The sequence below is a fragment of the Microbulbifer sp. CNSA002 genome (assembly GCF_047324085.1).
Classification (GTDB): domain Bacteria; phylum Pseudomonadota; class Gammaproteobacteria; order Pseudomonadales; family Cellvibrionaceae; genus Microbulbifer.
On record NZ_CP172449.1, the window covers coordinates 4691709 to 4710041 of the forward strand.

Below are 18333 nucleotides of genomic sequence, written 5' to 3' on the forward strand. Positions count from 1 at the left end.
TGTACAATTGTTTACCATATCTGAGCTGTATCAGTTTTTTAATATGGCTTAAATCGCTGGGGTGGCCTCAATGGACATAAAATTTAACCAGGCCAGGCAAGATCGCCCAGCTTAAGGCTGGGCTGGACAGCCTACGCTCCGCTTCGGCTGCCCTTGCTGGCAACGTTATGTGAGCTTGTGATGAAAAGTTCAAAAGCTTTAAAGCATATATCGAGCGTCGAAATTGGCCTTGGCTTTATACTTGCGCTGATTTCCATGTGGCTGTTCCTAAATATTACTCTAGAGCCAATCCACCAAGAGCCGCATAGTATTGATAGGATCATCGCCTCAGTATCATTGCTAGGGTCCCTAAGCTTATTGATTCCTGGCGTTGCTCTGCGTATTTCAGTCAAGGTGGGCACCATACTGCAGTCTTTAGTGATTATTTTTGCAGTGTTTATCATGTGGTTGGGTTCTAAATAGGATGCAAGCAAGCTCACTTAACAAACACAGGCAGAATGCTCCGGCCCGTAGGGCCTGCGCGGGACGCCCTACGCTTCGCTTCGGTCGCCCCTGCTGTGGGCGTTATGGTTTATCGATGAAAAGATTAATTCCACTAATTTTACTCTTTATTTCATTTCCCTCTTACTCAGGGAAACTTTTTACTTTCAATAAAGATGATGTTGTATTCAATGTACTATCGCATATTCAGTTAAGGCACTCAGACCTCGCAAAAGTGGAACTCATGCCAGGAAAAGTGCAGGCACGTATTAATAACGAGGGAGACATGGAAGCTTATTTGTTCTTTAGGTATAAAGCTAAAAATGAGCTAGGGGTATTGTTCGTGTGTGGGAAAGTTAATGAGGATGGCGAGCTACTTGCTATATCAAGAGACCTTGAAGGTAGGCGCGGCGTAGCGAACTTTGTGTTTCCTAAAGCAATGGGGTGCTATGAAAAGCCATAACAAAGCCAAGCAAAATCGGCAGCGCAAAATGCGCGCTGCCTGGACCTCGCTATCGCTCGGCCTTTGTTGGCGACGTTATGCACTCTTACGGAGTATAAGTTGAAAAATTTACTTCCAATAATTTTGGCTTTATCTGCCCATTCTACATGGGCAGAAGATTTATGCCCTGTAAACGAAAATGTCGAACCTGATATGAGAATGCCCGAATCATATTTCACCAAGGACCGAGCGGCAGAGGCATCCAAAAAGATACAAGGGATTGTTACGGGTACAGACAAGGTTTATGAATGGATTACTGTGCCCAACTCACTAAAGCTAATTGAAGGGTATGTTCTTAGACGTGATGCCTTAAACAGCCAAGGCACTATGCGTGAATATCATGTTTCACAGTTCTGTTCATTTATGCAATCTGAAGCATGGTGGTATGACTAAGTGCATAACAAGCGGCTGTTGTCGCCCCTGCGAGGCTGGGACGGCCTTTCCGCTGCTTCGCAGCTACAAGTCCTCCCCAAAGCCGGACATTAACTCCCATAAAGGAATTTGAGTATGAGCCATGACTTAGGCTTCTTTTCCATAAAGCAAGGAGCCACAACAGCGGAAGTGAGAGCAGCTCCCTCATGGCCGCAATCAGAGGAGCTTAAGTCATTCATTTCAGCCTTAGAAAATGAATATCCATGCATTGATACTCTCTCCGATGATGAAGTTGATAATAGTCCTTGGTTGTGCGGCTTCGATAAAGGTGAAGGCCACATAATCGTGAGCATGGTTTTTAGCCGTGCGTCCGAGGTAGGTAAATTCGTCTGGAGCTTGCTCGAACAACATGAGCTTATTGTCTTTGACCCTCAAGCAGATAGAGCTTACATAGGTAACAATGAGCTTCCAGAAAGTCAGGAAACTAAAAAATGGTGGCAGTTCTGGAAGTAAGAGTTAACAAGCCCAGCCAGAGGGGCCAAAAAACCGCCGCTTCGCTCTGGTTTTTCGGCCCCTGCTGGCGGCATTACGTGCTAAGGGGATATCGTGTCATTTGACGATAGGTATAGAAATAAAGATTGGAACGAATCTATCGAAGAGTACTTCTACTCGAAGTTGAAACGAGCAAGAACGCAACGAGATCAGTACTTGGTAATCCAAGCTCTTACTTTGGCTGACAAGCATCCAGAGATATCTATTCGTTTGGTTGATGAATACTTCGAATCCAGAAAAGACAAATTTGAAGATGTTCGAGCACTATTAGCAAAAGCCAATGCATTTATCGCGCTAAATGATCTCGAAGGATGTATAGCCACCTTTAAAGAGATACTTGAAATAGAAAGGGAGTTTCCAAACCATCAAACAGGGGTGTACCTTGATTATCCATATTTGGTGGCAACTCAAAAAATAAAAAATGAGTACGCTTACGCACTAAGTGTATTACATGAGCATGTTGATAGGCTTACGTTTCCACTTGATCATTATAAGTGGCACGCCTCTAAAGCTCTAATCAATAACGATGGTTCAGAAGCACAAAAGGCACTTGAAGCGGCCAAAGTTAAGAGGTCTGGATTTCGTTTTCATCAAGATGTCGGTTTGGTGGGTAAAGAACATGAAAAAACAATCAAACATCTGTGCAAATTCAGCACGTAACAAGTGGCTGCTAGGGACTGCATTATGTTTCGCTCCATGCAGCCCCAGAGCCAGACGTTAAGTGTTCTATGAAATGTAAGCACTGCGAATCAGAAATAGAATTACAATCTGCCATAGATAGTGCGGAGTTTTCCTGGCCTCTACGCCAAACGGTTTGGTGCTTGTGTAGTAGATGTGGCAACGGCAATCATGTTCGCTTTGAAAGAGGAATTGCACAAGTAGTTAGCTTGTCAGGCTCCCCTGGTTACGAGTATGAAGTGCTTTCATCAACTAATGAGCCAACTATTGAGGTTCGTGCTGACCAAGAATATTTGCACGTGTGGCTGCAAGGTAAGCACCATGAGGTGCAAGCACGTGCGTAAAACACTTAACAAGGCCATCAACTTTGCGCCTATCGGCGCCGGACAGCCTACGGAAACCTTCCCCCATTGAGTAGACGCCTACCTTTTGAATAGGGTAGGAAAAAATGCCGAAAATACTGAGTGAAGAGCGAGTTGTTGAATATTCAACAGAATTCAAAGTTAGAGTGGTAGCTCTCACTAATCAACTGAAAGTAGATACGACTACTATCGCCAACATTATTGGTTTGCATCCAGTAATGGTGTATAGATGGCGACAGGAAAGTAGAGAAGGCAAGCTGGTCGAGAAGCCCAGTCGTAGAATAAGTATGACAAAAACAACGAAAAATCGGTCTCAAACCGATGATAAAGAGATAAGACGTCTAAAAAAGCAGGTCGAGAAATTGCAAAAGGAGAATGATTTCCTAAAAAAGTGGGAAATGTACCTGAAAGATCCAAAGCTGAAAGATTCTCGTTCATAGCTCTTAATCGATCAGACTTTGGTGTCAGGTACTTATGTAGATACTTGAATGTTTCACCCCAAGGGTTTTATAAGTGGCTCAATCGAGATGAGAGCACTCGTGACATAGAGAATAGGCGAATTCTAGGGTGTATCGAAGCTATCTATACACAGCATGATGGTAATTATGGAAGTCCAAGAATTAGCGCAGAGCTGAAAGCTAATGGTGAACGAATAAATCACAAACGCGTTGAACGCCTTATGAGAGAGGCTGGAATCGTGGGGAAAGCTGGAAGGATCTATCGTCGACGCCCTTTGCCTGGAAATCCTTATATTAAGGTTGAAAACCTACAAAGAGAGCATGGTATGCCGAGTAAACCAGACTCTCAATGGGCTGGTGATGTAACCTATCTGAAGATCAATGGACAATGGCAATATTTAGCTGTGATTATTGATCTTTACTCCCGGAAAGTGTTGGGTTGGGAGTTGTCGGATACTCGAACTGTTGAGCTAACACTGTCAGCGCTAAATAAAGCTGTTCGTCGCAGAAATATAGAATCAGATCTAATATTTCACAGTGACCGAGGTTCTGAGTACGGTGCTTATGCATACCAAAGTCGACTCAAAGAACTGGGTATTGAGCCGAGCATGAACCGTCCAGGATTTATGAATGATAATGTGTATGTAGAATCATTTTTTCAAACACTGAAAACTGAGAGTTTCAAAGGATTTAATTTTGAATCCGTTGAGGAACTAAGAGCTAACTTAGCTTGGTATCTTGATAGGTACTATAACTTTAAAAGAAGACATGGTTCACTTGGGTTCAAAAGCCCAGATGAATATGAAAGAATGGCCGCATAAGATGAATATAAGGTGGCGTCTACTTTAAGGGGGGAGGCTTCTACGCGTTGCTTCGGCTGCCCGTTATGGCGGCGTTAGTTGTAAGGGAGTAAAATGAGATATATCGCAATTTTGGTATTATTTTTAATTGGACAAGCAGAGGCTGCAATCTATAAATGCACTGATGAATCGGGGAAAGTCAGCTTTCAAGAGCAAGAGTGCACAACAAAGTCTAAAGAAAAGCTAAGTATCAAACATAAGAGAGAATCAAATTATAATCACTCAATGTGGATTGAGCCCAATTATGTAGATACAGCTTACTCAGCATTATTTCAAAATGTGTCTATATATGAATTTCAAGGTAATGATAGTATTCTCAAATATATGCCTTTTGGTTGGAAACCTTATAGAGTCAATGGAAAAGTTTTAGAGGTCTATAAAGGCGATTTAAACATAGGTGATACGGCCTCGGTAATCGTATATCTGAGGCCGCCTTATGATAGAAAACAAATATTTTCTAACAAATATCTTTTAAGTTTCTGTAAATCTAAATCTGGTGTTTTCTTTGTGGGCAATGATTTTCAAGCTCAAAAAGCAACTTCAGGAAACATCAGAAAATTTCAAGATATAAAAGAATATGGCACTGACTATAAAGGGGATGGTAAGTGCATCACCAACTGGCCTTCATTTAACCCTGACAAACACAACTAACAAGTTTAGGCAAAGGACTAGCAAACCTGTCACTTAAATTACTTTCGCAATTACGTGCCAGATCCGCCAGCCTGTGCTAAAGGCGTTACATTCATAAATTATGAAAATCGCAACATTACTAGTAATAACATTTTTGATTTCGGCCTGTGCAATTAATCCCCACACTGAAATCTGGGCACCAAAAATTGGAGGGGTGCTAATAGATCATGGTAAGCCTATTTCAGGTATTACTATCAAGGCTGCACGCACAGATTGGCTTAAACCTGTAGAGGGTTGCCCCGATAGTTATCGAGAGGTGGTCACTGACATAGAAGGAAAGTTTCTATTGCCAGCTGACGAGCATTTTTCTCTCTTTTCCGTTATGGGAGATAGTGTTTTTTCATGGAAAGTATGTGCAATTGTCAATGAATCATCTCTGACACTTTGGCTAGGCGAGTCTGTTGGTATTGTTACCGAAAAAGACAATGCAACATTAAAATGTGATATTTCAAATGAATCAACAAATACAGGCAAGGGGGCCGTGCTATGTACCAGCATGTAACAAGTCAATTAACTACGCGCCTTCAGCACCGGACAGCTTACACTACGCTTCGCTACGTTCCAGCTGCCGGTTATTGAGGCGTTATGAGTAAGTTTAAAATGAAGAATGTCCTGATATTTCTATTGGTATTAATACTTCCCCAAATGGGTATGGCATGCTCTTGTTCAAATATTGAAGTCGAGGATTATTTGTCTTCGTGTGATTCTTTATTTGTTGCTCGGTTAGTAAAAGAAGAATATAAAGAATCTGATGGATCAGGAGGCGAAATAAAGGGTAAATTTGGTGCCCCTATTGAAGTATTTCAAGGCGATCCTAGTAAAATAAAAGGGCTTAAAGTTGAGCATATGATTGGTTCGTCTTGTGACCAATATCCAACGATAGGTAGTAAATACTTAGTTTGTGGAAAAAATAATGAAAAATATACTAGCTATAGCCATTGCTCTTATACCGTAGATCACGCGGAACATTATCGCCTAGATATATTAAAACAGCTAAGAGATAAAAACTCATAACAAGCCATTCAAAGCGCCAGCAATCTGGCTGGGACCTCCACTGCGTCGCTTTGTTTGTGCTTTAATAGCACAAATAAATCAACTACGTTCCGGACCCTTAACGGGGCGTTATATTTTTGTTCAGTATTCAACTTTTATCAACATAGGGAAATGGTGTATGAAAGAAGGACTTGAAAAAGTTAAAAGTGAGATCAACTCAAAGATTTCATTCTGGAACAATGTAAAAAGCCGTAAGGTTAAAGCTGGATTAATCGTTCTGTTTATAGGGATAGTTTGTTTGAAAATTTATACAACCGTTTTTACATTCGATTGGTTCACAAACTTAATTCAATGGTTGTAAGTTTGTTTGCAAATATAACAAGCGCTTCAACAAGGACAAATACTGGTTGGCTCCTACGCTGCGCTTCGGATTTTAGCCAGCCAGTATTTGACTGTTAAGCGGGCGTCATGAGCCATCGGTTAGATAATGAAATTCAATCTTATTCCAGCACTCATTTTTGGTTTATTTATTGCGGTACTTAGCCTATATGTTGCTTGGCAGCATAATCCGCAATGTGAGTTTCATTGTGAGGGTGCAATTTATTGGGGGGCGTGGCTGCAAATAGGTTTATCTTGGTTTATTGTCGGCTCGCTTTCGGTATACGGTATTATCTGGTTAATTCGAATTTTTTATAGATTGGTGTGGAGATCCGGTGACAACTCATAACAATCACAGGCACGCTGCTACGGCCCTTCGGGCCTACGCGGGACGGCCTACGCTACGCTCCAGCCGCCCGTGCTGTGGGCGTTATATTTTTTAAGGGAATACATAATTGAAAGGAAAGAACTGCCCTGTGTGCGACAAAGATATTGGTGTTCTGGCAATAGTGAAAGCCGCACTTCCAAGCCGTATAAAGTGCCCCCACTGTAAAACCCAAGTTGTGTATAAACCATTTCCTTGGGTGTTATCGGTTTTGTCCTTGGTGCTGTATTTGGCGCTCTTGATTATTACAATTGCTGTTTACAGCCATTACTTTTCATTCAACCAAAATTCTCATTTAGCAATCTATATTCTATTGGCAATTTTAGTATGGCAGCCATTTGAGCTTGTAATAGCAAATAGACTTAGAAATAAACACAATTTATGGGTAAGATAAAATATAACCAACTGCTCAAACATCGTTCCGGCCAAAAAATGGTCTCCACTGGCCTCGCTATCGCTCGCCGTTTAGCAGGGCGTTAGGTTTCCTTGAGATGCCAGAACCAGATACGAACATAATCCGAAGATTACTGAATGAAAGCAGAGAGCACGATCTTCTCGATTTTATGGAGTGGGATTTGGTCTACAACCGGGAGGATTTGCTTGAAAATCTTCCCGGTAAGAACGGTGATCGAGAAAGAGACATGGATGAGCTTTATACGACTGGGCTTGCCGTTGATCATATTCGCTGTGTTGTTAACTATGACCACGAAAAATCTCAAGTACTAGATGGAAATATGGTTTACACGCTAAACCAGAAGCATTTGAAAAATGGCTAGAAATGGGATGTCTTCGTCTCATACAACAAGAGCTATACGCATATTTAGAGGATAATCCACTTGATTAATCCAAAACCTAACGAGTACAAGCAGGTTGCTGCGTTCCGGCCCATTATTGAGGCGTTATATTTTATGATGAGAATACCGTTACTATTCAGCTTCTTACTTTACTCATCGCTTGCTCTATCATGTGGGGATGATGACTTATTGTCCTACTTGGAGTTCGAGCCTTCGAAACTCTCCGGTGAGGAGAGTCTGCTTCATGTTAAGCTGTCAGTGCCTTTAGTTTGGAAGCATATGAACCTTGCTGGGGCGACATTTGTAAGCCCGAGCGCGAAAATCGCGCTCAAGAATGCAGGGGAAGATACTGGCTTTCGCTCATACAAGCTGAGTGGGTCAAAAGATTTTTTAGAGAAATCAAAGTTTGTAGTGTTTTATGAGCCGCATATTCGCGTTGAAAGAAATAAAGACGGAAATGGCCATAGGGTATCTATGAGGCCTCTTTGTGAGATTTCATTCGATGTTCCACTACAAATATAACAAGCGTAGGTACGGGCGTTAAATGACAACATATAAAGTAACATGAAGTTAGTTATCCCTATAATTTTGATATTTTTGGGTGTTGCTATGTGCCTTTGGGGTAGCATGGAATTACTACAAGTAAAAGAATTTACTGGTAACAAATATACATCTGTAGGCAGGGATTCATACTCTGGGTTAATTGCAGTGTTAATCGGCCTTGCCACATTGGGTTATGGCTTGTTCGAGCTTCACTTAAAACGTGGCACCAAAAAGTAGATGAGTGCTAAATTGATAGTTCAGCCATTTAACAAGTCGGTGTTGTCGCCGCGAAAGACGCGGCTGGGACAGTCTACGCTTCGCTTCTTCGGCCCCAAACCTCAGCGTTATGAGCCTCTCAAAGTATGAATATTTTTAGAGTAATTTTTATAGCTTTATTAGCGGCGTCTTGTTCAAGCCCCGAGAATTACCAAGAGGGTTTTGACTGGATTTTACACGCAAATCCAGAGAGCGAGGCTATCTCTGCGGCTGATAATGGTGATTTACGGCTGATTGGCCTTACAGGCATGCTTCTTAACGAAGTTCCTCTCATTGATAAGAATTGCGAATATGGCAGCAATGTCAAGTATTTAAAGATTGACGACGTAATAGATAGCTTCGCAGAAAGGAAGTACCAAGTAATTGCGCCAGTATATGCGGAAACATATAACTATCATCTCATCACCTATCTTAGGAAAAAGGGTATTGATATATGCAGCCCATAACAAGGTACTCAAACACCGTTCCGACCGAAAAACGGCCTCCACTGGACGCGCGAAAGGCGCGCGCCGTTTAGCACGGCTTATGCTCTATAAGTGATGGATAAAATTTCAATTAATGGCGATTGGCCAGAAATAGAAAACAAAGAACTTGAGAAGCTGATCGCTCAAGAATTTTGGTGTAAGAATAAAAGAGAAGATCAAGCCAATATCCTTTATATAAAAGTTTCAGGTGATTGGATCAGAGTTTACGTTGATTATGAAATTTTATTTTGGCGCTCAGGTAACAATGGCCTAGAAGACCCTAAAGCCAGTAGAGAAACAGATTTTGGCTACCCGTTAATAGATTGGGGCAAAACGTTAGGTATTGAAGGTACAGTTATAAAATCAGTTTCAGCAAACCGCATAACTGGTGGTGCGCAAATAGAGTTTAAGTTCTCAAATAACAAAGTTTTTAAAGTCCAAAGCATAGATGACTATACTACAATCAAAACATAACCAGTTGCCGCACAGTCGCCCTCCGGGCTGGACCGCCCTGACGGTCAGCCTGTAGGCAAGACGTTTTATTTTTGGGTGCATCCGATGAACTTGGGAAGGTGGGATTCAGCAATTTTAAAGAGCGTGTTTTTCCCCGCGTTCCTTGTTCTCATCTATACATTGTATGAAATTGGACTTCCTCAAGATCTATATAGTTGGGCGGGCTTTGGGTTGTTCTCATTAATTTTTCTGGGGGTTTACTTACTATTCTCAATCGTTGGCTGGCTATTATTTGGTTTTCCTGTTCATTGGTTAATTTGCAGGTACGGCAATGGAAGTTATTTTCTATATTTCGGCGCGGCAGTGGTTTTTACTGTCGTTATATATATTTTCTCAGGTGTAGCAGAGACGGCAATAATTTATGGTTCTTTTGCGTTAATTCAAGCAATGCTGTTCAAGTATTATGCATATAAACAAGTACAAACATAACTAAGTCCGCCAGAGGCGGCCAAAAACCGCCGCTTCGCTCTGATTTTTTGGACCCAGCTGGTAACGTTAGCTCTCTATGAAGATTCGAGTATTTACATTTCTGATACCGATGATCTTGTCTTCTTGTACGTCACAAGAGAATAAAGAGGATGTATTGCAGTCCGCATACGGGGATGACCTTGATTACTTTGGTGGCATCACCTTCCTAACAGGGCCTTGGTATGCACCTGGATCTGAGTACGGTTACCACATAAATGATGGTGTGCTCTATATTGCTTATACTCCGGAAGTTGGCCTCGACAAGCGCATTATCAAAGTTTCAGACTGCCCTCAAATAGAAATTGGCATCAAAGAAATTAAACGTGCCATATTTGAAACAACAGAGATATTTGTTGGCATTAAAAAGCCGGCTGAGTCAGAGATCATTATAATGGATGGCCCTAGCTACCGATTGGAGTATCACTCCGATAGCATAAGTGGTTCAATCATCCTTGAGGTGGAGCAAATAACAGTTACGTCACCCCTTGGATTAACGCGGCCTAAAGCCGATGCTTGCGAATGAGCTAACAATCCATGCAAGCGGGACACAGAGCTACGCTCTCCCTCCTTCACTTTGCGTCATGTGTAAAGGGACTTTATGACACTTTTCATATTGGGCATTCTTTCGGTGACAGTATTTTCCCCATTAGTATTGCCTTGGGGTGAAAAACTACTGATTTATTGTACTGCCGTATGGTTTTTATTGTGGCTTATCTTTTTCTTGCAAACGGAGCGTGAAAGTGATCCGATTTATGGTGTAGGTATAGTTGGCGATAGTGCTGCTTTAGGTATTTCAATTTTGGTCTTTGCTATCGTAGTATTCGCACGAGGCTTTATTCATGTTGTCATGAATGAAGTTAAAGCTAATCGTAATCAAATATGACAAGCGCAGGCATGATCGCAAATACTACATATTTGCTGGACCTCCGCCATTTTTTGGAATGTTATGTTCTAGGGTCTTTCGATGCAGATTAAATTGGTACATCCAGTAGTAAAAGCTTTCCTGATGTATTTTTTAAGTGTTATGGCGATTGCGATGTTCTTTGCCCTATTTGGTGATTGGATAAGGGAAAAAACCAACTACTCGCTCATTTTGAAGGGATACATTGTTGGCCCCCTCGTTTGGCCGGTAGCTTACTTGGGGATGGTTTATGGTAAATCGAGAACTTTAGACAATAGTTAGTGATGACAACTCGAAATCTTACCAAGGTTATAAGCTGATGGAGAGATAGGCACATCGACAGCTTTTCCATTTCGGCCTTGCCTTGATTTTAAAGCCTCGCATACTGCGGGCGTTATGAGACATAAGAGTGTATACCTACGAACTTGAAAAGAACATTTGGTCTGAGAAAGACTTCTCCCTAATGGGGGGCACGACTCCAAAATATGGGGTTTCCTGGCTGATACGGAGAATTTCGAGTTTATGATAGATCTCGATTACATTTTTCAATGGATTCATCCAAGAAAAGGGGAAGCATATTTTAAGTTCTGGGTTGCTCCCGTTACGATGGTATTTGAAAATGCTTACGATATTTTACTTGACATTGAATCCAGGCAAGGTGAGCTAGAAGTCGCCGATCTGCATATGGTGAATGAGAGAAAAACAAAGAATGGTCGCTTCGATGAGCATGATTTTCGTTTTGACTACCAGGAAGGGGAATTTAAAATAAGCGCCACTGGTTTCAAAATGTACGTTCGTAAAGCACCAATTTTACAGAGTGGGAAAGCTTTGAATTACAAATTACGCGGAGGTATAGATTTTAGCCGAGAGTACAGTAGCTCATAATAAGTGACTATGGTCGCTCATCAAGTTTTTAAGCCATACTTTCATTCCAATAGGTGTTATTTTTTACCATCGTATTCAGGGTCGTAATCTGCTTTCTCATGCAGAAAATCAGAGCCACCTTTTTAGGTTTGCCAGAGTCGACTAATCGCTTATACATCGGCTTTGGTATGGGATCGTATTGTATGGCGAAGAATTTGTAGTTGTTTAATGGTATCCTTAATACCATTTTTATTACTGGTAAAACTAAAGAATTAATCAGTAGGTCTCACATAAATATCCAGTTGTTTGCTACCGGTATCGATACTGATATTGATCTCTTGAGGTTCCATAAGATAAGCTATCTCCGCCTTGCTATCCAGGCTAGAGGCCCACATGACTATTCAAGTTATGCCTAGTGAGTGTCTGTCACGTTCCTACTTGTTTTATAAACCGGCGCAGCAACGAACTGTGACAAACAAGGCCTTCGGTGGCCGCAGAAGGTGGATCTCAATTTACCCGTTAGCGAAAAGGATTTTCAACATCAGAATCGATTAAGAACAACCATACAAGTCGCAGCAATCGCTCTCTTTGATCTCAAAGACAGTCAAAACGCTACGCTATTTGACTGTCTTTGTGCGAAGCGTTACTTACGGAGAAACTCTTGAAAAAAACAACCTTTTTTTTATTCGCTCTATTTGCCACAAGTAATACCATCGCTCAGGAAGACAATTACTACTTAAGAATATCTTATGGCAGCGTTGACACAGATATTGAAGCCCAAGAAGTTATAGATAGTTATGATTATTCACTATCAGATTCAGAAGGCTGGAGCTTTTCAGCTGGTTACCGGATCAATAGGTTTCTCGCTTTAGAAGGTGGATTTAGCGATTTAGGAAAATCTAGTGGAATGTACCACTACTCAAGTACAGATACTAACTTTAGCATTACAGAAAACCTCAGCTCAGAGATTAAGTTAAAGACACTAGGCTTATCTATTTCTACTGATACGAAAAAAGCATTATATACAGGGCTTCGATTTGGATATCAGCGCTGGGATGTTAAATATAAATTCAAAGGGGAGTATTTGGAGTACCTTGCAGCTCCAACTGTTATTGGAGCTCCAGGTACTGGGGGACCTGTTGAATACTCAGAATCAAGCAAATGGCGCAACGATGGTTACGATTGGTACTATGGGATAGCAGCAGGTTGGAATTATCAGAATTGGGCCATAAGCCTGGAACACACAATCTATAACGTCGATAATGAAACCCCATCTTTCTCTGCATTAGCGCTTAGCTATAATTTCTGAATAATCAGTTTACAGATTCGAAGGCGGCCTCATCGAGGGCCGCGCTATTTTTAAAATAGTATCAAATCCTTGATACATCTCGATCTAGAGCCAATACTCACGGATAGATCGAGTGGTATGATAACAGAGTAACCTAAATGTCCATCGTCATCACCGTGAGTCCTCACTTAACGGCCAGTGGTTCAAGCAACCGAGATGGGTACGTGGCATCCTTGATTTAATGTCGCTCTTGAAAGGTAGATGCTTAACAAATTAGTGCTGTTCGCCTAAACACTAGGCTTAGGACTTACCTACTAATAGTAGATCCCCTATATAGTTGGGTTTTGGCCTATCATGAAATGCACTATAAGCTAAATAGAACTTAGGCATATACTGAAAGCACCTGCATATGGCCTATACCTTAGGCTTGTTGGCCAAGGACTACAGCACGGATTGCTATTCGAAACCCCGTAGAAAAACCGCGACGTTATCAATATAGGCTGACCCTGCAGCTTAATCAGTTGTCACGGATATATCCCTTTCAATAGCCCGCAGAAATAATGGTTTTTCACGCCAGCTTACTGCCCGCTATTTTACCTTTAACTCTACACCTTCAAATTTCTCTTACCACCGTCACCAATGTCCACATAGCGAATGGCGCAAACTGCTAGATTGAGTTATCTAGTGCTGGAACAGACTCCACAGGTAAACCTTTGTCATTGGGAAATCCAAAGTGCAAGGTCAAGAATCATCGCCAAATAATCAAAACAACAGCGACCAGCAATCGCTGGATTTGCAGAACGCTGATATTGATGCAGTTTACACTGAACTAAACACATCACCCGCCGGCCTCACCAAAAATGAAGCCAGCGCCCGCCTGCAAAAATATGGTCCCAATGCCATTCAGGAGAAGGAGCAAAGCGCACTCGCTAAGTTTTTGCGATTTTTCTGGGGCCCCATTCCCTGGATGATTGAAGCGGCCGCATTGCTCTCTGCATTAATTGGCCACTGGCCCGATTTCGCCATCATTATGGCCCTGCTGTTGTACAACGCGATTGCCGGGTTTTGGCAGGAACACAAAGCTGCCAATGCGCTGGCAGCACTGAAGGCCAGTATGGCGCCCAAAGCCAATGTATTAAGGGATGGGGAGTATCAATCCATCGATGCGGCGATGGTGGTCCCAGGGGATATAGTGCGAATCAAGCTAGGGCAAGTCGTGCCCGCTGACGTGCGCTTTACCGAAGGGAAATCCATCAGTATTGATCAGGCCGCCCTTACCGGGGAATCTCTACCCGTCAGTAAGAGCATCGGTGATATTGGCTATTCCAGCAGTATCGCCAAACGCGGGGAGATGACCGCTGTTGTCATTGGTACCGGGCACAATACATTTTTTGGGCGCACCGCCCAACTTGTTGCCGGCGCAGGGCAAAATGCCTCACATTCGCAGAAAGCCGTCACCCATATCGGTGACTTCCTCATCGTGCTGTGTTTGGTGCTGGCCGTTATTCTGGTGGGCACAGAGTTATACCGCGATATCGTGGTCGCCGAAATATGGCACTGGTCAGATATCATCAATATTCTTCGCACTGTACTGGTGTTGCTGATCGCATCAATTCCCGTTGCCATGCCTTCGGTCATCACAGTGACCAATGCTCTCGGTGCCCTGGCGCTATCCCGTAAAAAAGCGATCGTCTCGCGGCTGGAGTCCATCGAAGAGTTGGCTGGTGTTGATATCCTCTGCTCAGACAAAACCGGCACCCTCACCAAGAACCAATTGTGCCTCGAAGAACCTACCTTATTCAGCGCGAAAAAGAACGACCAGTTAATTCTTGCCGCCGCTATCGCATCTGAAGCAGGCGCCAGTGATCCAATTGATCAAGCAATTTTTGCCGGCCTGAAAAATAAGGAAGAACTGAAGAAATATAAGGTTGATGAATTCACTCCCTTTGATCCGGTGAGCAAACGCACTGAAGTCAAGGTACAGAATCAGGATGGGCAAACCCTATATTTCAGCAAAGGGGCCCCCCAGGCTATTGTCGACTTATGTAACTTGAGTGGTGCGAAGGCCGACAAAGCCTCTGCTTGTGTGCAACAACAGGCCTCCAGGGGACTGCGCTCCCTGGGTGTTGCGCAGAAGGCAAACGGCTCACCGTGGCAATTCCTGGGTATTCTGTCTCTTGAAGACCCACCTCGGGATGACTCCAAAGACACTATTCAGCGCGCACGGGAACACGGGCTTCAAGTAAAAATGATTACGGGCGACGATGTGGCTATCGGCAAGGAAATCGCCACCCAAGTCGGTATTGGAACAAATATTTTCGCTGCCAGTAGTGTGTTTACAAAGTCCCAGGATATGGACCACCTGCCATCTACTATCGTCGACACCGTTGAACGTGCAGATGGGTTTGGGCGGGTTTTTCCCGAACATAAATATGCCATTGTGAAAGCATTGCAAGGCAGAGGTCACCAGGTTGCCATGACTGGCGATGGTGTAAACGATGCGCCGGCCCTTAAGCAAGCTGACTGCGGTATCGCCGTTAGCGGAGCAACCGACGCCGCACGCGCGGCTGCAGCCATTATCCTGACCTCTCCCGGACTATCAACCATCGTCGATGCCATCGATGAAGCCCGAAAAATATTTGAACGCATTATTAACTACGTACTTTTCCGGGTATCCATGACCCTGGATATTATGGTCGTGGTTGTCTTTGCTACCATAATGTTCGGCTTCTCGCCCCTAACCCCGGTTATGATCGTACTAGTGGCTCTTCTTGATGACATTCCCATTATGACCATTGCCTACGATAATACTCTGCTTCCCAAGGAACCTGTGCACTGGCAAATGCGAGACCTATTACTGGGCTCCAGCATTATCGGCCTTTTTTCTATTGCTCAAACAATGGGTATTCTCTTTATTGGAATGGAATGGCTCAATAACACCAACTGGCAATCCTGGATCGCATTAAATAAAGAGCAAATTCAAACTATCGTATTTTTACAGATCGTAGCGGGTGGACATCTACTGTTATTCGTTGTGCGCTCTCGTACAGCTTTCTTTTCCAAACCACTACCCGCATTCCCTCTGTTTATCGCAATTGTTGGCACCCAAGCATTTACCGTGCTGATGTGTGGATTCGGCTGGCTGGTGCCGGCAATACCCTGGACTATAATCGGTCTGGTATGGCTATACATGATTATCTGGATGTTTTTCCTGGACCTGGTAAAGAAACTTCTTTATCGAAGATTAAGTGATATCTGAGCCATCTACAAAAGCCTAACAAAGGTAGGCAGTCGAACTATGAATTGTTTCGAAGATTTCAAGGTAAAGCCTGGCATCAAGATAAAGCTCTCCGATATAGATCCGAGCTTCAAACATTGTTACGAAAGTCGTGAAGAGGCACTCCCAGATACCCAGCGTATAGATGAGCAGATACGTTCATTCACTTACAAGCTTTACGCTGAGCGTAAAACATCTCTACTTATCTGCTTGCAGGGAATAGATGCCTCGGGGAAAGATGGCACCATCAAGCATGTATTAGGCGCAACAAATCCACAAATGTGTAGAGCGATTTCCTTTAAGGAACCTTCAAAAGAAGAGAGCGAGCATGATTTCTTATGGCGATATCACAAAGTAACCCCTGCGCGAGGGCATATATCAATCTTTAACCGCTCTCAGTATGAGGGCGTACTGATTGAACGAGTGCATAGCCTGGTTCCAATGGACATTTGGAGTGAACGCTATGATCAAATTAATAACTTTGAGAAATTACTCTCTGAAAGTAACACAATAATACTGAAATTTTTCCTATATATCAGTCAGGATGAGCAGTTGGATAGATTCAAGCAACGTATTGATGATCCCGCCAAACAGTGGAAAATCAGCGAAAGTGATTATACTGAGGCAAAATATTGGGATGAGTATATATGTGCTTTTGAAGATATGCTAAATCAATGCAGCACCGAATACGCGCCCTGGTTTGTTATCCCCGCAAACCACAAATGGTTCCGGGACTTGGCCGTAGCCTCGATTATTTCTGAAGCATTAAAAAAATTAAATCCCCAGTTCCCTGCCCCCACTGTCAACCTGGAAGAGATAAAAACCAAATATCATCAACTTAAGAATTCTTAACAAATTAAAAGCTAAAAAATTAGGGTTCTATTATTCCTTAAACATTTAATAAATAAGTTATCTTTTAATCATAGATTTCTATCAGAAGAATTAAAGTGAATGCGCTGGGCAGCTCGCCGTCATTCTCAATAAATTATACAAAGTCACTCTGCCTCAATACGAAATCAGCTGAAGTATCATTTTCCTCTGGCTACTGATCCCAAATAAGCACTCAATTGTTATCAGTAGCAAATAACTGTATATCGTTCACCCAAATTCATAATCAGGGATAATGAAATTATCTTCTATCGCAGAATCTATCCACCCATAACTATTGAAGCTTTTCGTCCTAGTACTAAATATACTGCAACATAGTTTTCTATAAAAAATTCACCCCAAGGCCTAGCCCATAAAAAAGACCTCTCGAATAGACATACATAGGGTATAACCGCTAGATAATCCAGCCGTTGGTCTGATTATAGATAACCAAAAATAAAAATTTTATAAAATCTATGCAGATATCACTGCTTGACGTAAGGCGAAAATAAAAAACCAGGTAGCATACACTACCTGGCAGAGAAGGATTTGACTTGGTATCAAACGATCAGACCAAATTAAAGCCGTTCAATTTAACCAAAGCGCCGAAAATTTTAACAGACCTCTACGGTATATGGAGATATGCACAGGCTGACCTGCTAGTCAGCGGTCTCTCTACTTTTAATAATAACGATATTAACTCGTCAGTGGACTTTAGATCCGATTTACATTAATAGATAAAGAACTCTCGATAAGAGCTCATAAGATTTATATCTTAAAAGATAACTGCTTCACTGAAAGAAAACTGCTAACCATATAGTTGCCTCATCTGCAGCTGTCTCCACCACCCGGTGCCTTTGATTTGCCCTAATCAACAAGTTATCCCCCTTCCCAAGGTGGTGCCTCTCACCATTTTCCATTTCTATAACACCATAACCGGAAAGTACTAACACCCACTCATGCTCATCTTGATCATACCACCCTGTTTCCGGCGAGGACTGCCCGTAAGATATAATCCGCTCAATCCTGCAGCTTTTCCCCTCTAGTAAATTCTCAAAATGCTCCTTAGAGTGATCACCTGGTAGTTGAGTGAAAAAATTACCCATAGTCTCCCCTAACATTAAATCGGCATGAAAAAACAATTTACAAAAATACAACTATACTAAAATCAATAGACTCTACAAATGGGATTAAGATAGAAAAACATACGCCAACCGAAATCAAAATGAGCCCGAGACCAGAAAATAGAATATCTTTTACTAAACCTTCAATATTGGCTCTTTGACGCCCCCAAAAACACAACACTCACATAAAATATAAAATAGATCATTCGAAATAGATATGAGCACCTATTAAAAAGCAGCAGAT

Annotated in this window: 26 protein-coding genes; 25 read left to right on the forward strand and 1 reads right to left on the reverse strand. The window is 42.3% G+C overall.

Annotation, left to right across the window (positions count from 1 at the left end; translation table 11 throughout):
* The first annotated feature begins 180 nt into the window (after window positions 1-180).
* The 25 genes from ACG1BZ_RS20700 (at window position 181) to ACG1BZ_RS20820 (ending at window position 16950) form a co-directional block, all read left to right on the forward strand.
* On the forward strand, window positions 181-462 hold the full coding sequence (locus ACG1BZ_RS20700) for a hypothetical protein (protein WP_413663469.1): 282 nt from the start codon (window positions 181-183) through the stop codon (window positions 460-462).
* 115 nt (window positions 463-577) lie between these two features.
* A complete protein-coding gene (locus ACG1BZ_RS20705) occupies window positions 578-943 on the forward strand; it encodes a hypothetical protein (protein ID WP_413663470.1) in 366 nt (121 codons plus the stop codon).
* A gap of 99 nt (window positions 944-1042) precedes the next feature.
* Window positions 1043-1375 (forward strand): hypothetical protein, encoded by a 333-nt coding sequence (locus ACG1BZ_RS20710; RefSeq protein WP_413663471.1) that lies wholly within the window; start codon window positions 1043-1045, stop codon window positions 1373-1375.
* 114 nt (window positions 1376-1489) lie between these two features.
* Window positions 1490-1867 (forward strand): hypothetical protein, encoded by a 378-nt coding sequence (locus ACG1BZ_RS20715; protein ID WP_413663472.1) that lies wholly within the window; start codon window positions 1490-1492, stop codon window positions 1865-1867.
* Window positions 1868-1960: 93 nt separating this feature from the next.
* Entirely contained in the window at window positions 1961-2566 is a 606-nt protein-coding gene (locus ACG1BZ_RS20720) for a hypothetical protein (protein WP_413663473.1), read from the forward strand.
* A gap of 68 nt (window positions 2567-2634) precedes the next feature.
* Window positions 2635-2928: a hypothetical protein gene (locus tag ACG1BZ_RS20725; protein ID WP_413663474.1), complete on the forward strand. Its 294-nt coding sequence runs from the start codon at window positions 2635-2637 to the stop codon at window positions 2926-2928.
* A 104-nt stretch (window positions 2929-3032) separates the two neighbouring features.
* Window positions 3033-3386 carry a transposase gene (locus ACG1BZ_RS20730; protein ID WP_413662312.1) on the forward strand — a complete coding sequence of 118 codons (354 nt, stop codon included), beginning with the start codon at window positions 3033-3035 and terminating at the stop codon, window positions 3384-3386.
* On the forward strand, window positions 3338-4225 hold the full coding sequence (locus ACG1BZ_RS20735) for an IS3 family transposase (RefSeq protein ID WP_413662311.1): 888 nt from the start codon (window positions 3338-3340) through the stop codon (window positions 4223-4225). The genes ACG1BZ_RS20730 and ACG1BZ_RS20735 overlap by 49 nt, the downstream gene beginning before the upstream one ends.
* 93 nt (window positions 4226-4318) lie before the next feature.
* A complete protein-coding gene (locus ACG1BZ_RS20740; RefSeq protein WP_413663475.1) occupies window positions 4319-4915 on the forward strand; it encodes a DUF4124 domain-containing protein in 597 nt (198 codons plus the stop codon).
* Window positions 4916-5015: 100 nt separating this feature from the next.
* Complete coding sequence (locus ACG1BZ_RS20745; RefSeq protein WP_413663476.1) at window positions 5016-5456, forward strand: DUF6795 domain-containing protein; 441 nt, start codon at window positions 5016-5018, stop codon at window positions 5454-5456.
* Between the two features lie 83 nt (window positions 5457-5539).
* Complete coding sequence (locus ACG1BZ_RS20750) at window positions 5540-5968, forward strand: hypothetical protein (protein ID WP_413663477.1); 429 nt, start codon at window positions 5540-5542, stop codon at window positions 5966-5968.
* A gap of 157 nt (window positions 5969-6125) precedes the next feature.
* Complete coding sequence (locus ACG1BZ_RS20755) at window positions 6126-6308, forward strand: hypothetical protein (protein WP_413663478.1); 183 nt, start codon at window positions 6126-6128, stop codon at window positions 6306-6308.
* A 472-nt stretch (window positions 6309-6780) separates the two neighbouring features.
* Window positions 6781-7104, forward strand: coding sequence for a hypothetical protein (locus tag ACG1BZ_RS20760; RefSeq protein WP_413663479.1), 324 nt, complete (start codon window positions 6781-6783; stop codon window positions 7102-7104).
* Between the two features lie 97 nt (window positions 7105-7201).
* The gene (locus ACG1BZ_RS20765) at window positions 7202-7486 is read left to right on the forward strand and encodes a hypothetical protein (RefSeq protein WP_413663480.1); all 285 of its coding nucleotides are present in this window, start codon (window positions 7202-7204) and stop codon (window positions 7484-7486) included.
* A gap of 60 nt (window positions 7487-7546) precedes the next feature.
* Window positions 7547-8026, forward strand: a complete 480-nt coding sequence (locus ACG1BZ_RS20770) for a hypothetical protein (RefSeq protein ID WP_413663481.1) — start codon at window positions 7547-7549, stop codon at window positions 8024-8026.
* A 383-nt stretch (window positions 8027-8409) separates the two neighbouring features.
* Window positions 8410-8769, forward strand: a complete 360-nt coding sequence (locus ACG1BZ_RS20775) for a hypothetical protein (RefSeq protein WP_413663482.1) — start codon at window positions 8410-8412, stop codon at window positions 8767-8769.
* A 90-nt stretch (window positions 8770-8859) separates the two neighbouring features.
* Entirely contained in the window at window positions 8860-9261 is a 402-nt protein-coding gene (locus ACG1BZ_RS20780) for a hypothetical protein (RefSeq protein ID WP_413663483.1), read from the forward strand.
* An 84-nt stretch (window positions 9262-9345) separates the two neighbouring features.
* The gene (locus ACG1BZ_RS20785) at window positions 9346-9729 is read left to right on the forward strand and encodes a hypothetical protein (protein WP_413663484.1); all 384 of its coding nucleotides are present in this window, start codon (window positions 9346-9348) and stop codon (window positions 9727-9729) included.
* Window positions 9730-9805: 76 nt separating this feature from the next.
* Window positions 9806-10291, forward strand: a complete 486-nt coding sequence (locus ACG1BZ_RS20790) for a hypothetical protein (protein WP_413663485.1) — start codon at window positions 9806-9808, stop codon at window positions 10289-10291.
* Window positions 10292-10366: 75 nt separating this feature from the next.
* The gene (locus ACG1BZ_RS20795; protein ID WP_413663486.1) at window positions 10367-10651 is read left to right on the forward strand and encodes a hypothetical protein; all 285 of its coding nucleotides are present in this window, start codon (window positions 10367-10369) and stop codon (window positions 10649-10651) included.
* An 81-nt stretch (window positions 10652-10732) separates the two neighbouring features.
* Window positions 10733-10951 (forward strand): hypothetical protein, encoded by a 219-nt coding sequence (locus tag ACG1BZ_RS20800; RefSeq protein WP_413663487.1) that lies wholly within the window; start codon window positions 10733-10735, stop codon window positions 10949-10951.
* 240 nt (window positions 10952-11191) lie between these two features.
* Window positions 11192-11554, forward strand: coding sequence for a hypothetical protein (locus tag ACG1BZ_RS20805; RefSeq protein WP_413663488.1), 363 nt, complete (start codon window positions 11192-11194; stop codon window positions 11552-11554).
* Window positions 11555-12194: 640 nt separating this feature from the next.
* A complete protein-coding gene (locus ACG1BZ_RS20810) occupies window positions 12195-12842 on the forward strand; it encodes an outer membrane beta-barrel protein (RefSeq protein ID WP_413663489.1) in 648 nt (215 codons plus the stop codon).
* Window positions 12843-13554: 712 nt separating this feature from the next.
* Window positions 13555-16080, forward strand: coding sequence for a plasma-membrane proton-efflux P-type ATPase (locus ACG1BZ_RS20815; protein ID WP_413663490.1), 2526 nt, complete (start codon window positions 13555-13557; stop codon window positions 16078-16080).
* A 39-nt stretch (window positions 16081-16119) separates the two neighbouring features.
* Window positions 16120-16950 carry a polyphosphate kinase 2 family protein gene (locus tag ACG1BZ_RS20820; RefSeq protein ID WP_413663491.1) on the forward strand — a complete coding sequence of 277 codons (831 nt, stop codon included), beginning with the start codon at window positions 16120-16122 and terminating at the stop codon, window positions 16948-16950.
* A gap of 806 nt (window positions 16951-17756) precedes the next feature.
* Here ACG1BZ_RS20820 and ACG1BZ_RS20825 read toward each other — a convergent pair.
* Window positions 17757-18071 carry a cupin domain-containing protein gene (locus ACG1BZ_RS20825; RefSeq protein ID WP_413663492.1) on the reverse strand — a complete coding sequence of 105 codons (315 nt, stop codon included), beginning with the start codon at window positions 18069-18071 and terminating at the stop codon, window positions 17757-17759.
* Window positions 18072-18333: the final 262 nt, after the last annotated feature.